The organism is Streptococcus sp. 20925_1_44, assembly GCF_041432435.1.
In the GTDB taxonomy this organism is placed as follows: Bacteria; Bacillota; Bacilli; order Lactobacillales; family Streptococcaceae; genus Streptococcus; species Streptococcus infantis.
In genome coordinates, this window is the sequence record NZ_JAPVZQ010000003.1 from 175,629 (window position 1) to 190,124 (window position 14,496).

Sequence of the window (14,496 nt, forward strand, 5' to 3'; positions counted from 1 at the left end):
GCCAGTTGAGGCTTGCTTTTGATTTGCTTATTTTTTACCAGATTGTTCCATATTCCAGAAATCTGTAACGGCACCACGTGATGCAGAAGATACGGTATGGGCATATTTACCGAGGACACCACGGCTATAAAGTGGTGGCAAGGTTGTTTCTGCCTTGCGTTTTTCAAGTTCTTCATCGGAAACGGCCATGGAAATTTCTTTGGTATCTTGGTCGACAGTGACGATATCGCCTGTACGGAGATAGGCAATTGGTCCACCATCCTGAGCTTCAGGAGCGATATGTCCAACAACCAGACCATAAGTACCACCAGAGAAGCGTCCGTCTGTCAAGAGGGCAACTTTGTCTCCTTGGCCTTTACCAACGATCATTGATGAAAGTGATAGCATCTCAGGCATACCAGGACCACCCTTAGGACCAACGAAACGAACAACGACAACATCGCCATCAACGATTTCATCTGACAAGACAGCTTGGATAGCATCTTCTTCTGAGTCAAAGACCTTAGCTGGACCAACGTGACGACGAACCTTAACACCTGACACCTTGGCAACGGCACCGTCAGGAGCAAGATTACCGTTCAAGATAATAAGCGGACCGTCCGCACGTTTAGGATTTTCAAGTGGCATGATGACTTTTTGACCTGGAGTAAGATCTGCAAAGTCAGCTAAGTTTTCAGCGACAGTCTTACCAGTACATGTGATGCGGTCTCCGTGAAGGAATCCATTTGCCAACAAGTACTTCATAACTGCAGGTACACCACCAACCTCGTAAAGATCTTGGAAGACATATTGACCAGAAGGTTTCAAGTCAGCTAAGTGAGGCACACGTTCTTGGATTGTATTGAAGTCCTCAAGTGACAAGTCAACGTTAGCTGCGTGGGCAATGGCGAGCAAGTGAAGAGTAGCATTTGTAGAACCACCTAGAGCCATTGTCACTGTAATGGCATCTTCAAAGGCTTCACGAGTCAAGATATCTGAAGGTTTGATACCAAGTTCAAGCATTTTGACAACTGCACGACCGGCTGTTTCGATGTCTTCTTTCTTCTCAGCAGATTCAGCTGGGTGAGAAGAAGAACCTGGCAAACTCAACCCCAAAACTTCGATAGCAGTAGCCATAGTATTGGCAGTATACATACCACCACAACCACCAGGGCCAGGGCAGGCATTACATTCCAGACGTTTCACGTCCTCGGCTGTCATATCACCGTGGTTCCACTTACCGATTCCTTCAAATACAGAAACCAAGTCGATGTCTTTGCCATCCAGTTTTCCAGGGGCGATAGTACCACCGTAAGCGAAAATAGCTGGGATATCCATGTTGGCAATGGCAATCATGGAACCAGGCATGTTCTTGTCACAACCCCCGATAGCTACAAATGCATCGACGTTGTGACCACCCATAGCTGCTTCGATAGAGTCCGCAATGATATCACGAGACGTTAGGGAGAAGCGCATACCCGGCGTTCCCATGGCAATACCGTCGGCTACGGTAATGGTCCCAAACTGCACAGGCCAAGCACCAGCAGATTTAACACCTTCTTTAGCCAATTTTCCAAAGTCATGCAAGTGAATATTACACGGTGTGTTTTCTGCCCAAGTCGAAATGACCCCAACAATCGGTGTTTCAAAGTCCTTATCTGTCATACCAGTCGCACGAAGCATGGCACGGTTAGGTGATTTTACCATGCTGTCATAGATGCTGCTGCGGTGACGTTTATCTAATTCTGTCATTTGTTCCCTCCCATTTCAGTTTGTTCCATTATAGCACAATTTTCACATGAATAACAGAAGAAAATTTTTAAATTTTCAGACAATTCAGCAGTGTACGATAAAAAAATACAACTTTTTTTGTCAAGTAACTTTACTTTACAAAAAAGTTTTGATATACTATTAAAGTTGATGAAAATCAAACCTAATTGAATTTATATCTTAAAAGGAGAAAAACGAAATGGCAGTACCTGCACGTCGCACATCAAAAGCGAAGAAAAACAAACGTCGTACGCACTACAAAGTAACAGCTCCATCTGTAAACTTTGACGAAACTACTGGAGATTACTCACGTTCTCACCGTGTATCACTTAAAGGATACTACAAAGGACGTAAGATCGCTAAAGCTGCATCAGCTGAATAATAGAAGGGAGATACCATGCGCGTAAATATTACACTTGAACACAAAGAATCTGGTGAACGCTTGTACCTTACTTCTAAAAACAAACGTAACACTCCAGACCGTCTTCAATTGAAGAAATACTCACCAAAACTTCGCAAACACGTTGTGTTTACAGAAGTGAAGTAAGCATTCAATACGAATCAATATATAAGAAAAACGCTGATTTCAAGCGTTTTTTCTTTTTTCAATTTCAATACATTTCACTATATTTCAGTCCAAACTCTACTTTTTTAGATAAATATATCATCTGGATATTGAAGTTAAGCCCTGCTATCATTTCGATGGCAGGGCTTTTTAATGTTTAGTACACTACCTTCTTATCTATATTTTGATGGAGCTGAAGTTGACATCTACAAAGTTTAATGTTAAAATACATTCAAAAATATATTTGAATGAGGTGTTTTATGGTTCAAAATGTTGTTACTTCAATAATCCTGTATTCTGGGACAGCCGTAGACTTACTTATTATCCTAATGTTATTTTTTGCCAAAAGAAAAAGCAGAAAAGACATCATTAACATCTATTTAGGACAATTTCTAGGCTCTGTTAGTCTAATATTGCTAAGTTTACTTTTTGCATTTGTCTTAAATTATATTCCTAGTAAAGAGATTTTAGGTTTGCTCGGTTTGATTCCAATTTTCCTAGGACTCAAAGTTTTGCTTTTAGGAGATTCTGATGGAGAAGCTATTGCAAAAGATGGTTTGCGCAAAGATGATAAAAACCTGATTTTTCTAGTCGCTATGATTACTTTTGCAAGTTGTGGTGCTGACAATATTGGTGTTTTTGTCCCATATTTTATTACCTTAAATTTAGCGAATTTGATAGTGGCTTTACTTACTTTTCTAGTCATGATTTATCTCCTGGTTTTTTCTGCCCAAAAATTGGCACAAGTCCCTTCTGTTGGAGAAACTTTGGAAAAATATAGCAGATGGTTTATTGCCGTTGTTTATTTAGGATTGGGGATGTATATCCTGATTGAAAACAACAGCTTTGACATGCTAAGGACTTTATTAAGCTAGGAGAAAAAATTATGAAAAAAGATAGTATCTGCCAAGTGAATGTTATAAATCAACAAAATGTTACAACCGCAACGAACTACCTTGAAAAGGAAAAAGTCCAAAAATCACTTCGCATTTTATCAAAGTTTACCGATAGTAAACAGATAAATATCATCTTTTATCTCCTTGCTGTTGAAGAACTCTGTGTCTGTGATATAGCCTTTTTACTAGATCTCAGTATGGCATCTGCATCCCATCATCTTCGTAAACTAGCCAATCAAAACATCTTGGATACTAGAAGAGAGGGGAAAATTATATATTATTTTATAAAAGATGAGGAAATCAAAGACTTTTTTAATCAACTAGGATAACAACTATTTTTACTACTCTACCATTCACTCTACCTTTTATTATGTAGCATTCTAAAAACATTGATGTACCAACGTTTCTAACAGCTAAAATAGAAATTATTTAATCTTTTTATAGAAGTGAAGTAAGCATTCAATACGAATCAATACATAAGAAAAACGCTTATTTTAAGCGTTTTTTCTTTTTTCCAATTTCAATGTATTGCAAAAAAATCAACCGAATGACTACATTTTTTGTGAAATAAAATAGATGTTCGGATATATAGAAAAGGCTCTAGTCACAATGACTAGAGCGTTTTTGTATTGTTTTAAAATTTATTTAAGCATATATTCGTGAGCATATAATTTGAGTGCGCTCTCATATTTTGATATACTATACTTAACCCAGATATATTGGGGCTATGAAAGGAGGCGCATATTATGTTGTGGTCCATTATTGTAGGAGGCTTTATCGGCCTTGCAGCAGGAGCAATCACTAAAAAAGGTGGCTCAATGGGAGTAATTGCTAATATTTTTGCCGGTTTAATCGGTTCATCAGTAGGTCAATCACTCCTTGGTACTTGGGGACCTTCACTAGCTGGTATGGCTATCATTCCATCTATTGTTGGTGCAGTGATTGTAGTTTCTGTGGTATCGTTCTTTTTGGGTAAAAAAGGTTAATTTTTTACTCGAAAGCAGACTATAGCTTTTAATTTATAATGACGGGTAAAGCTATGGTTTGTTGCACTAATTGAAAGGATTTTATATGTCAAAATCAAAGAAAATATTATTGTTTATTTTCTGTATTTTAATCTTGACAATTTTCCTTCCTATTTTGATAGATTACCACCAGGTTAGTGATTTAGGGATTCAATTGACTAGCTGGCGACAGACATCATTTGAATATTATCTCGCTAGATATGTATTTTGGGGGCTTCTAGGCCTGTCTATCTTAGTTTTATTATGGATGTTAGTAATCCTGTTTTATCCTAGACAATATCTGGAAATAAAACTTGGAACTAAAGACGATAAATTAAAACTAAAAAATTCAGCTATTGAAGGGTTTGTTCGATGTTTATTGGATGAACACAAGATGGTCAAAAATCCCAAAATTCAGGTACATACTCGGAAAAAGAAATGTTTCGTTTATGTAGAAGGTACAGCTGTTCTTTCAGATAACATTGCTAACAAATTTGAAGTAGTTCAAAACGAAATCACTCAAGGATTGAAAGAATTCTTTGGTATTGATCGAGAGGTTAAACTGGAAGTTTCAGTGAAAGAATATGACCCTCAAAAAGCAGCTAAGAAAATTGTTAGTCGTGTAAAGTAAGGAAGTAAAAAATGGAATGGTTTAAAAAATATCAATACCCAATTCTATGTGGTGTAGTAGGTATTATTCTAGCCTGCTTCATCCTATCCTTCGGTTTCTTTAAAACATTGTTTGTTTTAATCTGTGGAGCCTTAGGAATTTGGTTGGGATACTATGTACAGAAGAATTATTTAAATAAATAAAGGAGTTTCATATGTCAAACGTAGAAAAAAATGTAAATGTAAATACTGAAAAAAAAGATGTTGTTGTTTCTAAAGATGTTCGCGGAGAATTAACTTACGAAGATAAAGTTATTCAAAAAATCATCGGTCTTTCACTAGATAGAGTCCCAGGACTATTACATGTGGATGGTGGGTTCTTCTCAAATCTTACAGAAAAACTTGTTAACACTAACGATGTAACACACGGTGTTAACGTTGAAGTTGGTAAAGAACAAGTAGCAGTTGACTTGAACGTTATCGTAGAGTACAGAAAAAACGTTCCAACTCTATACAAGGAAATCAAAGACGTTATCGTATCAGAAGTTGCGAAAATGACTGATCTAGAAGTAGTTGAAGTTAACGTTAATGTTGTTGACATCAAAACTAAAGAACAATATGAAGCAGACTCAGTTAGCCTTCAAGATCGTGTAACTGACGTGGCAGAATCAACAGGTGAGTTCGCGTCAGAACAATTGTCTAGAGTGAAATCTGGTATCGGTTCAGGTGTCGCAGCAGCACAAGAAAAGCTTGGTGAAGGCGCTGAATTCGTTCAAGAAAAAGTTGGCCAAGGCGTTGACAATGTTAAAGATGCTGCAGCCAAAGCAGAACCACGTGTTCAATAATTACTAATTTAGAAAAAATAAAAGGAGGACATACTTATGTCTACAGAAGAAAAATTCAACCAAGCAGCAGGAGCTGTTAAAGAAGGCGTTGGTAAATTGGTAGGTGACAAAGGACTTGAAAGCGAAGGAGCTGCTGAAAAAGTTGCTTCTAAAGTGAAAGAAGTTGCTGAAGATGCAAAAGACGCAATTGAAGGCGCTGTTGAAGGTGTTAAAAACATCTTTAAAAAAGACGATGCTAAATAATAAAATTTAGGTAATCTTACTATTTTCCTTGAAAACACTCCCTAACTGGGGGTGTTTTTGTTATTCGTTTTTATCAATGCACGTTTTATAGAGAAAAAAAGAATACAGGACAAACAAATTCCTGTATTCTTAAAATAACTTAGAGCAGCATTAACAAAACAGCGACTAATATGATTATAGTGCAAATTATTTTTCCGATTTTTTCATGTTGCTTGAACAATTTTTCAGAGAAAAGAGTCAATATAAGCGCAACACACATCAACACAGTGCTTAAAGTTTGAGTAGTCATGGTACATACTCCTTTCGTTATTTTGTTGAACCAGTAAATAAGTTGAATAGTAATTATCTAATTTTCAAACATATCCATCTGCCCTGGTAAAGCCTTTGTTCTTTGATTATTAATCGGTATCTCTTTCTATCTTTATTATAGCACAAACATCATTGTTAAACCAATAAATGTAATTTTTTATAGTTTGGTGTTTGTACACTTTTAATAAGGATGGCCCCTACTCCAAGCTTACTTCTAAAAAAGTAATGAGTTAAATTCTCTTGCCTTTTTTACTGCTCCTATTTTTGAGAGCGCTTGAAATATGTTATAATAAAACTAGATTAATGTATAGGAGGCAAACCGTGGGAAATTTCATTGAGCTAGTCTTTCATCGTTTCTTTTTGGGGATGATTGCGACGGCTTATTTTTGGTTATTGACACTAGCAGGAGGAGTGGTCTTTGGTATAGCACCCGCTAGTGCAACTCTCATGAGTTTATTTGCTGAAAACGGCTATTCTTACCGTGCTTATCGTTTCAAGGAAGCATGGGCTTTATTTAAGAGCAATTTTGTCAAAAGTAATCTCAGTTTCTACACTTTTATAGGGATTGACTTGATCTTGATTTATGGCTTGTATCTGATGATTCAGTTGCCAAACCAGACCATTATCCACTTGGCAGCAACATTTTTAAATATCTTTTTAGTAGCCTTGGTATTTTTGGCCTACACAGTATCTTTAAAGTTACAGGTTTACTTTGAATTGTCCTATAAAAACACCTTAAAGCTTGCCTTTATCGGAATTTTTATGAGTTTATCGGCAGTGGCCAAAGTTCTCCTTGGTAGCGTCTTGTTAGCCATTATTGGCTTCTATATGCCAGCCCTCATCGCTTTTGTAGGTATTGGGATGTGGCATTTCTTTATTAGTGATTTATTGGAGCCTGTTTATGAAAGTATTCATGAAAAATTGGCAACCAAATAAGACCAAACAATTCCGCCTCCACTCACTCTTAAGAATCTATAGTCTGGTGATGATTATCATCATTTCCTGCTTTGCTCTCTTGATTTCTTATGCAGACTGGGATATGCGTGAAAGGGAAGCCAATCGTGTCGGCCAGCGTGTTCTCGCTCGAACAGTTGATGAGGTTGAATACTATTATCGAGAGTCAACCCGTCTAGCCCAGAGTTTAGTGGATAATCAAGCTAGGATTGAAGGGATTTACAAATATTTTAGCCTTAGTACGCCGGATTATTTTTACTGGCAGTTAGAACGCAAGGCGTCACCCTATGTTTCCGTTTCTATTTATGAAAATATCGATGATATATACGTGCGAAACGATTTTGTAACAGGTATTTCGATTGTTCTACAGGATTCAACAGATGTATTTGTTTCCAAAAGAGGAAACAGAGGTGGACAGAAAATTCCAGCTGAGAGCTTTAAACCGGATGCTAATAGTTTCGCTGTTCCAGTGTCTGATCCCATCTCGGATCAGGCTCTTGGAGTCATTTATATTTCCGTAGAACCAGAAGTCCTCTATAAAGCGATTGACAATACTAGGGGAACAATTCCTGTTGCAGTAACGGTCATTGCACCATATGAAACAGATATGTTCTATATTGGAGCGAAGGGAACGAATGAGTCTTGGTTGGTAGGAACAACTGCCCATGGTTATCAAGTTCGAGTAGCTGTACCAAAGGATTATGTTTGGAGTGGGACTTTAGCGAGTTCGGCACTTATTTTAGGTTTGAGCGCCCTCTTTATCATCATTTTATATATGACCTTAAGAAGGACTTTTTCTGACTATCAAAGTCAGGTTGTGGACTTGGTGGACTCTATCCAAGCTATTACTAAGGGAGAGCAGACCAAGAGAATCGACACAGATAAAAAGGACCAGGAATTGCTACTAATTGCTGAGTCGACAAATGATATGTTGGATCGACTAGAAAGTAATATTCACGATATTTATCAACTGGAACTCAATCAAAAAGATGCCAACATGCGAGCCTTACAAGCTCAAATTAATCCGCATTTCATGTACAATACTCTGGAATTTTTGCGGATGTACGCGGTGATGGAAAATCAAAATGAACTAGCAGATATCATCTATGAGTTCAGTAGCCTCCTACGCAATAATATCTCTGACGAGCGAGAAACGACCCTCAAACAAGAAGTGGAGTTTTGTCGGAAGTACAGTTATCTCTGTATGGTTCGCTATCCAAAATCCATTGCCTATGGATTTAAGATTGACCCTGAATTGGAAGAAATGCGTATTCCAAAGTTCACCCTCCAACCGTTAGTGGAAAATTATTTTGCCCACGGAGTTGATCACAGAAGAACAGATAATGTTATCAGTATCAAGGCTTTGAAAAAAGATGGCTATGTCGAAATCTTAGTAACCGATAATGGCCGTGGGATGTCTGCTGAAAAACTAGCAGAAATTCAAGCTAAACTGGCTCAAAGAACCTTTGAACACACAGCAGATTATAAGGGGCAACGACAGTCTATTGGGATTGTTAATATCCACGAACGCTTTGTGCTCTACTTTGGAGACCGCTATAACATCAGCGTAGAATCAGCTGAACAAAAAGGTGTTCAATATAGAATCACCATTCAGGATGAAGAGAAAGGATAAACATGTATAAAGTACTATTAGTTGACGATGAGTACATGATTACAGAAGGACTTAAGCGTTTGATCCCTTTTGAAAAATGGGATATGGAAGTCGTTGCAACAGCCAATCATGCTGACGACGCTTTGGACTATGTTCGAGAACATCCCGTAGATATCGTCATTTCTGATGTCAACATGCCTGGCAAGACAGGACTTGAAATGATTGGGGAAATGAAGGAACTCTTGCCAGAGGCTTACTATATCCTTCTTTCTGGCTATCAAGAATTTGACTATGTCAAGAAAGCCATGAACCTCAATGTTGTAGACTATCTTGTCAAACCAGTTGATAAGGTTGAACTGGAGCATTTACTTGAGAAAATCCTTGGTCAACTTTCTGAGAAAGTGCATGAGCCAGAAATGTTAAGTCAAAAGTTAGACGACGAAGCATTTAAAGCACACCTGTCTCAAAAAGAAAACTGGTGGATTGGACTCTCCCAAGAGAAACAAGGGGATTTTGTCATTCCTTACTATGTTTTAGGTCAGGACTGGCAGATTGTGATTGCAGCTCAGAAATTCGATGGTTTACTCGTTATGCCTTTTGAGTCACCTTATCAGGCAAACTTTGAAAAATGGAAATTTGACGTTGAAAAAGCACTCTTCTATGGAACTGTAAACCTCGATCAATCTGAAAGTCTCTTTTCTTATTATGAACCCATCTATCGAGTTATTATTCAGGGCAATCTTCAACAGATTATCGAGGAGTTGAACCTACTTGAGAAGATTGTGTTAGAAAATACACCGAGGGTGTCCATTACCAAGCAACTCTTTACTCAGTTTGTGATGGACGTCTTCCATCTCTTTGAGCATTTGAAAGCAGATGATATGACAGATATTGTCAAAAGAATTCATGCCATTACAAACTTTGAAGATTTAGTGGCTTATACCAAGGAAACCTTGACGTCCTTCTTTGGTCAATATCGTATGAATGAAAATGTCGTCAGTGTACTTGAAGTTATTGGTAGAGACTATAAAAAAGAACTTTCTCTCAAGGATATCAGCAAGGATCTCTTTATCAATCCTGTGTATTTAGGTCAGTTAATCAAGAAGGAAACCAATTCAACCTTTGCTGAGCTTCTCAATAAGCAACGGATTAAAGCAGCCCAGCAACTTTTGCTATCAACCAATGATAGTATTGAGGATATTTGCTATACGGTTGGTTATAGTAATGTAGGGTATTTCTACAAGGTCTTTCGAAAACTATGTGGAAAGTCTCCGAAAGCCTACCGCAAGCAGGTGGAAGTAAACTTGTAGGATTTGTTTTACTTGTTAAAATATGCTATAATAAATTCAAAAATATGAGGAGGTTACTTTTATGAAAAAGAAACCAATCTATCTATGGGTTTTATTGGTCTTATCAGCGATTAATTCAGCCTTGGCAATAGTTGGAATATTCACTCCAGTACCTAGTAAGGACGCCCTTCGTGCTAGCCAAGAAAATGTTGGGACACTTAGTGCTCAACAAATAGAAGATGCTGTTAACTATGCCCACCAAGTGTCAGAGTCATCTCACTCTATTTTTAACACGATACTCATTATTCTATCTGCTATCCTAGTTGTAGTAGCCTTTGTTTTCTTAATTCGTAAGAACCTGCAGTTGGCAAACTACACTTATGTTGGATATGCCTTGCTAGCTATTGTTGGACTAGTCCATGACAATATGAATCTACAAGATGCTATGCAATTGATTAAAGATGACACCCTACGTTTAGGAATGGAAGTCATGTCAAAAGTAACCACTATCATATTCATCGTCATCAATGTTATCTTTTTGGGAATCGTCTTCTATAAAATATGGCGTCAGCAAAAAGAATTAACAGAATCTCAAGAGGAAGAACTCGCCTAAGAGTTGACAAAGGATAACTATCAAGATACAATCTTGGTAGTTATTTTTTTGGATTCGAGAAAGAGGGAGGAAAAGATGAAAAAAATTTCCTTAGTTTATATCAGTCTAAGCGGCAACACGGAGAGTTTCGTAACACGTTTGAAAGCTTATTTGTTAGAGCAATATGCGAATATTGATGTGGAAAAAATTCATATTAAAGACTTGGTCAAGGAAGGTGAAGACTTCTTTGAGATGACCAACCCATATGTGGCTTTTCTACCGACTTACCTAGAAGGTGGCAATGGGGTTGACAATGGAGATGTGGAAATCTTAACCACTCCAGTAGGAGACTTTATCGCATATGGTGATAATGCTAGTAAGTGTTTTGGTGTCGTAGGATCGGGTAACCGTAATTTCAATAACCAATACTGTTTGACCGCCAAGCAATATAGTCAACGTTTTGGTTTCCCTGTTTTAGCTGACTTTGAGATGCGTGGTATGTTGGGAGACATCAAGAAGGTTGCTGGGATTATTGCAGAGCTTTATGAACTTGAATCCTTGTAAGGGGTTAGAGTTGCTGGGCTAAATTTTTATCTCCTGGATCATAGAATTATTTCAAAAGAGAACAGTTCAAATGAGTAAATTACAGAGATCATTTTTAAAGTATATAAAACGCAAACCAAGCTTCAAGGATATTATGCTATGCAGTGCCTTGCTACTATTAGCGATTGCTCTGCTACTGTTCTCTGAGAAAATTTTTGATGAAAATTTAGCACCAGTTGGAACCATGGTATCCTTAGGGATTGTTATCCTGGTAGGAATCTTAGTTGTCAGAAATAAATAAAAAGACTCGAGAAATGTCATCTCGAGTCTTTTTGTTAGTTGCGAATTTCGTCAACGATTTCTTTTGAAATGGGAATCCCTAAACGGTAGCCTTTGTTGATGTAGTCAATGACATCATTGATATTTTCTATCGTTTGGATTTTTTCTTTGATAGTTGCACGAAAAGCTGGATCTTTCAATAGTTGGTCCTGAAGCAGTCTTTGAAGTTTCTCTTTTTCATATTTGTTGACAAGAAAGAGAAAAAGAAGACTGATAACAACTAGAATATAAGCATACTGGCTCATAAAAATTCTCCCTAGGTAATAAAGAAGTAAGTGGTTAGAGAAAAACGAATATCCTTCGCCTTTTGAGTGATAGTATTGTAAGCGCCTGGCTACTTGTTATTAATTAGTAAGACGTTTAGGCAAATCGCCTCATTTACGACGTCGTGGCCCCTAAATCGATTATATTTAGGGAGTATGACTAGTGAAGCAGTTAGCTAGTCCGCATAAAAGCGACTAGCGTCTAACAATTAGGAATTTTAGTTACAGTCACTTGAAGATTACGACGTCTTTCGGTAGAAATCGATAATATTTCTATCGAAAGACTAGTGAGGCGCCTAGCCAAAGTCCGAATAGGATTTGGCGTTAGTTACTTAGATTGCTTTGCAATCAAGTAACTTTGGCGAGTTACATCTTCTCTGGCGCCTCTACACCCAACAGACGAAGCGCTTCTTTGAGGACAACCGCGGTTGCATAGCTAAGGGCTAGACGACTATCACGTTCTGGACTTTCATCTAAGATACGAGTGTGGGCATAGTATTTGTTAAAGGCTTGCGCTAAGCTGATTGCAAATTTAGCGATGATAGAAGGTTCGTAATTATCAGCTGCACGTTTAATAATACGTGGGAAGTCTTGGATTAGCTTGATGATTTCCCAGCTTTCAGCCTCGTTCAAGCTATAGTTGGCATCTGCTTCAGGTTTGAAATCGGCTTTACGCAAGATTGATTGGATACGAGCGTAGGCATATTGAACATAAGGGCCAGTCTCCCCTTCGAAGGATACCATAGCTTCAAGGTCAAAGTCATATCCATTTGTACGGTCAGTTTTAAGGTCATAGAATTTAATGGCACCAACCCCAACAGCATGAGCGACCTGCCCTTTGTTTTCAAGTTCTGGATTTTTGGCTTCGATCTGCGCTTTAGCACGGCTGATGGCTTCTGCAACAGTTGGTTCTAGCAAGATAACATTCCCTTTACGAGTAGAAAGTTTTTTCCCTTCTTTTGTAACCAAGCCAAACGGAACATGGACAATATCTTGGCTCCAATCGTAACCCATCTCTTGTAAGACAGCCTTGAGTTGCTTAAAGTGAGCTGATTGCTCTTGACCAACGACATAGATAGATTTGGCAAATTGGTATTCGTTTTTACGGTAGAGGGCCGCAGCCAAGTCACGTGTGATGTATAGAGTTGCGCCGTCAGATTTCTTGATAAGAGCTGGGTGTTCAATTCCATATTTTTCGAGATTAACAACTTGAGCCCCTTCTGATTCGACTAATAGTCCTTTTTCAGAAAGGATGTCTACAACTGCATCCATTTTATCATTGTAGAAAGCTTCTCCGTTATAGCTGTCGAATTCAACTTGTAACTCATTGTAGAGACGGTTAAATTCTACCAAGCTTTCATCGCGGAACCATTGCCAAAGAGCGAGAGCTTCCTCATCGCCGTTTTCAAGCTTGCGGAACCATTCGCGTGCTTCTTCATCCAAACTTGGGTCGTTCTCAGCTTCAGCATTGATGCGGACATAGAGTTTGAGAAGTTCATCAATTGGATGAGCTTTGACAGCTTCTTCGTTACCCCATTTCTTGTAGGCAACAATCAACATCCCAAACTGTTTGCCCCAGTCTCCCAAGTGGTTGACTTTGACAGTTTGATACCCAATTTTTTGGAAGATATGTGACAAGCTGTCTCCGATAACTGTTGAACGAAGGTGACCGATTGAAAATGGTTTAGCGATATTAGGGCTAGACATGTCAATAACGACATTTTCTTGATTGCCAATCTCTTGGTCAGCGTAGTGCTCTTTTTCAGTGATAACGTTTTGTAGAACTTGACCAGAAATGGCAGCCTTATCAAGGAAGAAGTTTACGTAAGGACCTGTTGCTACAACCTTTTCAAAAGCTTGGCTATTGATCTTTTCAGCGATGTCAGCAGCAATCATTTGAGGAGCTTTACGTTCAACCTTTGCCAATGAGAAGGCAGGGAAGGCGATATCTCCCATATCTGAGTTTTTAGGTGTTTCTAGTAAATTTAAAATAGCCTCTTGGTCCAGGCTATCGATGACGCCAGCTAATTCACTAGCAATCAATTCTTTTGTATTCATTTAAGGCTCCTTTAGGGCTTTTCTACTATTTTATCATAATTTACAACATTTTTTTTGAAAGAAGAGATATTTTTTGAAATATCCAGTTTTTTTGATATAATGTTCTTACTAAAAAAATGTAAAATGTTATAAATATGCACTTGAAAGGATCTTATGAGAAAAAGAGAACGTCATCAGCTCATCAAGCGAATGATTACAGAAGAAAAATTAGGAACTCAAAAGGAAATTCAAGATCGTTTGGAAGCCTGTGATGTCTTTGTGACACAAACGACCTTATCTCGTGATTTGCGAGAGCTTGGCTTAACCAAAGTTAAGAAAAACGATGTTGTTTACTATGTGCTAGCAAATGAGACAGAGAAGATTGATCTGGTCGAATTCCTTTCACATCACTTAGAGGGTGTTGCGAGAGCCGAATTCACCTTGGTTCTCCACACTAAACTTGGAGAAGCATCCGTTTTAGCCAATGTAGTAGATTCAAATAAAGATGGGTGGATCTTAGGTACTGTTGCCGGAGCGAATACCTTGTTGGTTATCTGTAAAGATCAACATGCAGCTAAAGTCATGGCAGAACGCTTGCTAGAGTTAATGGAAGATAGATAAGGTCTTGAGAGCTTCTCTCAGGACTG

The 14,496-nt window shown here is 38.1% G+C and carries 19 protein-coding genes and 1 pseudogene; 16 read left to right on the top strand and 4 right to left on the bottom strand.

All coding sequences use genetic code 11. The features are described from left to right. Positions 1–27: 27 nt before the first annotated feature. Positions 28–1,731 carry a dihydroxy-acid dehydratase gene (ilvD, locus tag O3643_RS05175; RefSeq protein ID WP_371500324.1) on the bottom strand — a complete coding sequence of 568 codons (1,704 nt, stop codon included), beginning with the start codon at positions 1,729–1,731 and terminating at the stop codon, positions 28–30. A gap of 217 nt (positions 1,732–1,948) precedes the next feature. Here ilvD and rpmF point away from each other — a divergent pair, with 217 nt between their 5' ends. Both rpmF and rpmG read left to right on the top strand, forming a co-directional pair. Further along, a complete protein-coding gene (rpmF, locus tag O3643_RS05180; protein ID WP_000290417.1) occupies positions 1,949–2,131 on the top strand; it encodes a 50S ribosomal protein L32 in 183 nt (60 codons plus the stop codon). Positions 2,132–2,146: 15 nt separating this feature from the next. Then, complete coding sequence (gene rpmG, locus O3643_RS05185; RefSeq protein ID WP_001265622.1) at positions 2,147–2,296, top strand: 50S ribosomal protein L33; 150 nt, start codon at positions 2,147–2,149, stop codon at positions 2,294–2,296. Between the two features lie 77 nt (positions 2,297–2,373). On the opposite strand, the pseudogene O3643_RS05190 reads toward rpmG, so the two are convergent. Beyond that, positions 2,374–2,546, bottom strand: a pseudogene (locus O3643_RS05190) (FanG protein). Positions 2,547–2,574: 28 nt separating this feature from the next. On the opposite strand from O3643_RS05190, the gene O3643_RS05195 reads away from it, so the two are divergent. The 13 genes from O3643_RS05195 (at position 2,575) to O3643_RS05255 (ending at position 11,511) form a co-directional block, all read left to right on the top strand. After that, on the top strand, positions 2,575–3,189 hold the full coding sequence (locus tag O3643_RS05195; protein WP_371500326.1) for a CadD family cadmium resistance transporter: 615 nt from the start codon (positions 2,575–2,577) through the stop codon (positions 3,187–3,189). Between the two features lie 11 nt (positions 3,190–3,200). After that, positions 3,201–3,539, top strand: coding sequence for a Cd(II)/Zn(II)-sensing metalloregulatory transcriptional regulator CadX (gene cadX / locus O3643_RS05200; protein WP_371500328.1), 339 nt, complete (start codon positions 3,201–3,203; stop codon positions 3,537–3,539). Positions 3,540–3,956: 417 nt separating this feature from the next. Further along, a complete protein-coding gene (locus O3643_RS05205) occupies positions 3,957–4,196 on the top strand; it encodes a GlsB/YeaQ/YmgE family stress response membrane protein (protein ID WP_006149342.1) in 240 nt (79 codons plus the stop codon). A gap of 85 nt (positions 4,197–4,281) precedes the next feature. Beyond that, on the top strand, positions 4,282–4,845 hold the full coding sequence (gene amaP / locus O3643_RS05210) for an alkaline shock response membrane anchor protein AmaP (RefSeq protein ID WP_024053918.1): 564 nt from the start codon (positions 4,282–4,284) through the stop codon (positions 4,843–4,845). 11 nt (positions 4,846–4,856) lie between these two features. After that, positions 4,857–5,027 carry a DUF2273 domain-containing protein gene (locus tag O3643_RS05215; RefSeq protein WP_004250679.1) on the top strand — a complete coding sequence of 57 codons (171 nt, stop codon included), beginning with the start codon at positions 4,857–4,859 and terminating at the stop codon, positions 5,025–5,027. 11 nt (positions 5,028–5,038) lie between these two features. Next, positions 5,039–5,668 (top strand): Asp23/Gls24 family envelope stress response protein, encoded by a 630-nt coding sequence (locus O3643_RS05220; RefSeq protein WP_371500331.1) that lies wholly within the window; start codon positions 5,039–5,041, stop codon positions 5,666–5,668. A 36-nt stretch (positions 5,669–5,704) separates the two neighbouring features. After that, positions 5,705–5,911 carry a CsbD family protein gene (locus O3643_RS05225; RefSeq protein ID WP_004250682.1) on the top strand — a complete coding sequence of 69 codons (207 nt, stop codon included), beginning with the start codon at positions 5,705–5,707 and terminating at the stop codon, positions 5,909–5,911. Between the two features lie 612 nt (positions 5,912–6,523). Beyond that, positions 6,524–7,156, top strand: a complete 633-nt coding sequence (locus O3643_RS05230; protein ID WP_371500334.1) for a YesL family protein — start codon at positions 6,524–6,526, stop codon at positions 7,154–7,156. Then, a complete protein-coding gene (locus O3643_RS05235; protein ID WP_371500414.1) occupies positions 7,134–8,807 on the top strand; it encodes a sensor histidine kinase in 1,674 nt (557 codons plus the stop codon). Before O3643_RS05230 ends, O3643_RS05235 begins: the two co-directional genes overlap by 23 nt. 2 nt (positions 8,808–8,809) lie before the next feature. Continuing rightward, on the top strand, positions 8,810–10,096 hold the full coding sequence (locus tag O3643_RS05240) for a response regulator (RefSeq protein WP_371500336.1): 1,287 nt from the start codon (positions 8,810–8,812) through the stop codon (positions 10,094–10,096). A gap of 61 nt (positions 10,097–10,157) precedes the next feature. Beyond that, positions 10,158–10,688 carry a hypothetical protein gene (locus O3643_RS05245; RefSeq protein ID WP_024053657.1) on the top strand — a complete coding sequence of 177 codons (531 nt, stop codon included), beginning with the start codon at positions 10,158–10,160 and terminating at the stop codon, positions 10,686–10,688. Positions 10,689–10,763: 75 nt separating this feature from the next. Continuing rightward, complete coding sequence (gene nrdI, locus O3643_RS05250; protein WP_070678690.1) at positions 10,764–11,231, top strand: class Ib ribonucleoside-diphosphate reductase assembly flavoprotein NrdI; 468 nt, start codon at positions 10,764–10,766, stop codon at positions 11,229–11,231. Between the two features lie 70 nt (positions 11,232–11,301). Continuing rightward, positions 11,302–11,511 carry a hypothetical protein gene (locus tag O3643_RS05255; protein ID WP_371500339.1) on the top strand — a complete coding sequence of 70 codons (210 nt, stop codon included), beginning with the start codon at positions 11,302–11,304 and terminating at the stop codon, positions 11,509–11,511. A 34-nt stretch (positions 11,512–11,545) separates the two neighbouring features. On the opposite strand, the gene O3643_RS05260 is transcribed toward O3643_RS05255, so the two are convergent. Then, on the bottom strand, positions 11,546–11,794 hold the full coding sequence (locus tag O3643_RS05260) for a MarR family transcriptional regulator (protein WP_368910566.1): 249 nt from the start codon (positions 11,792–11,794) through the stop codon (positions 11,546–11,548). Positions 11,795–12,178: 384 nt separating this feature from the next. Next, complete coding sequence (gene argS / locus O3643_RS05265) at positions 12,179–13,870, bottom strand: arginine--tRNA ligase (RefSeq protein WP_371500342.1); 1,692 nt, start codon at positions 13,868–13,870, stop codon at positions 12,179–12,181. Positions 13,871–14,023: 153 nt separating this feature from the next. Here argS and argR point away from each other — a divergent pair, with 153 nt between their 5' ends. Further along, positions 14,024–14,470: an arginine repressor gene (gene argR, locus O3643_RS05270; RefSeq protein ID WP_371500344.1), complete on the top strand. Its 447-nt coding sequence runs from the start codon at positions 14,024–14,026 to the stop codon at positions 14,468–14,470. Positions 14,471–14,496 lie beyond the last annotated feature (26 nt).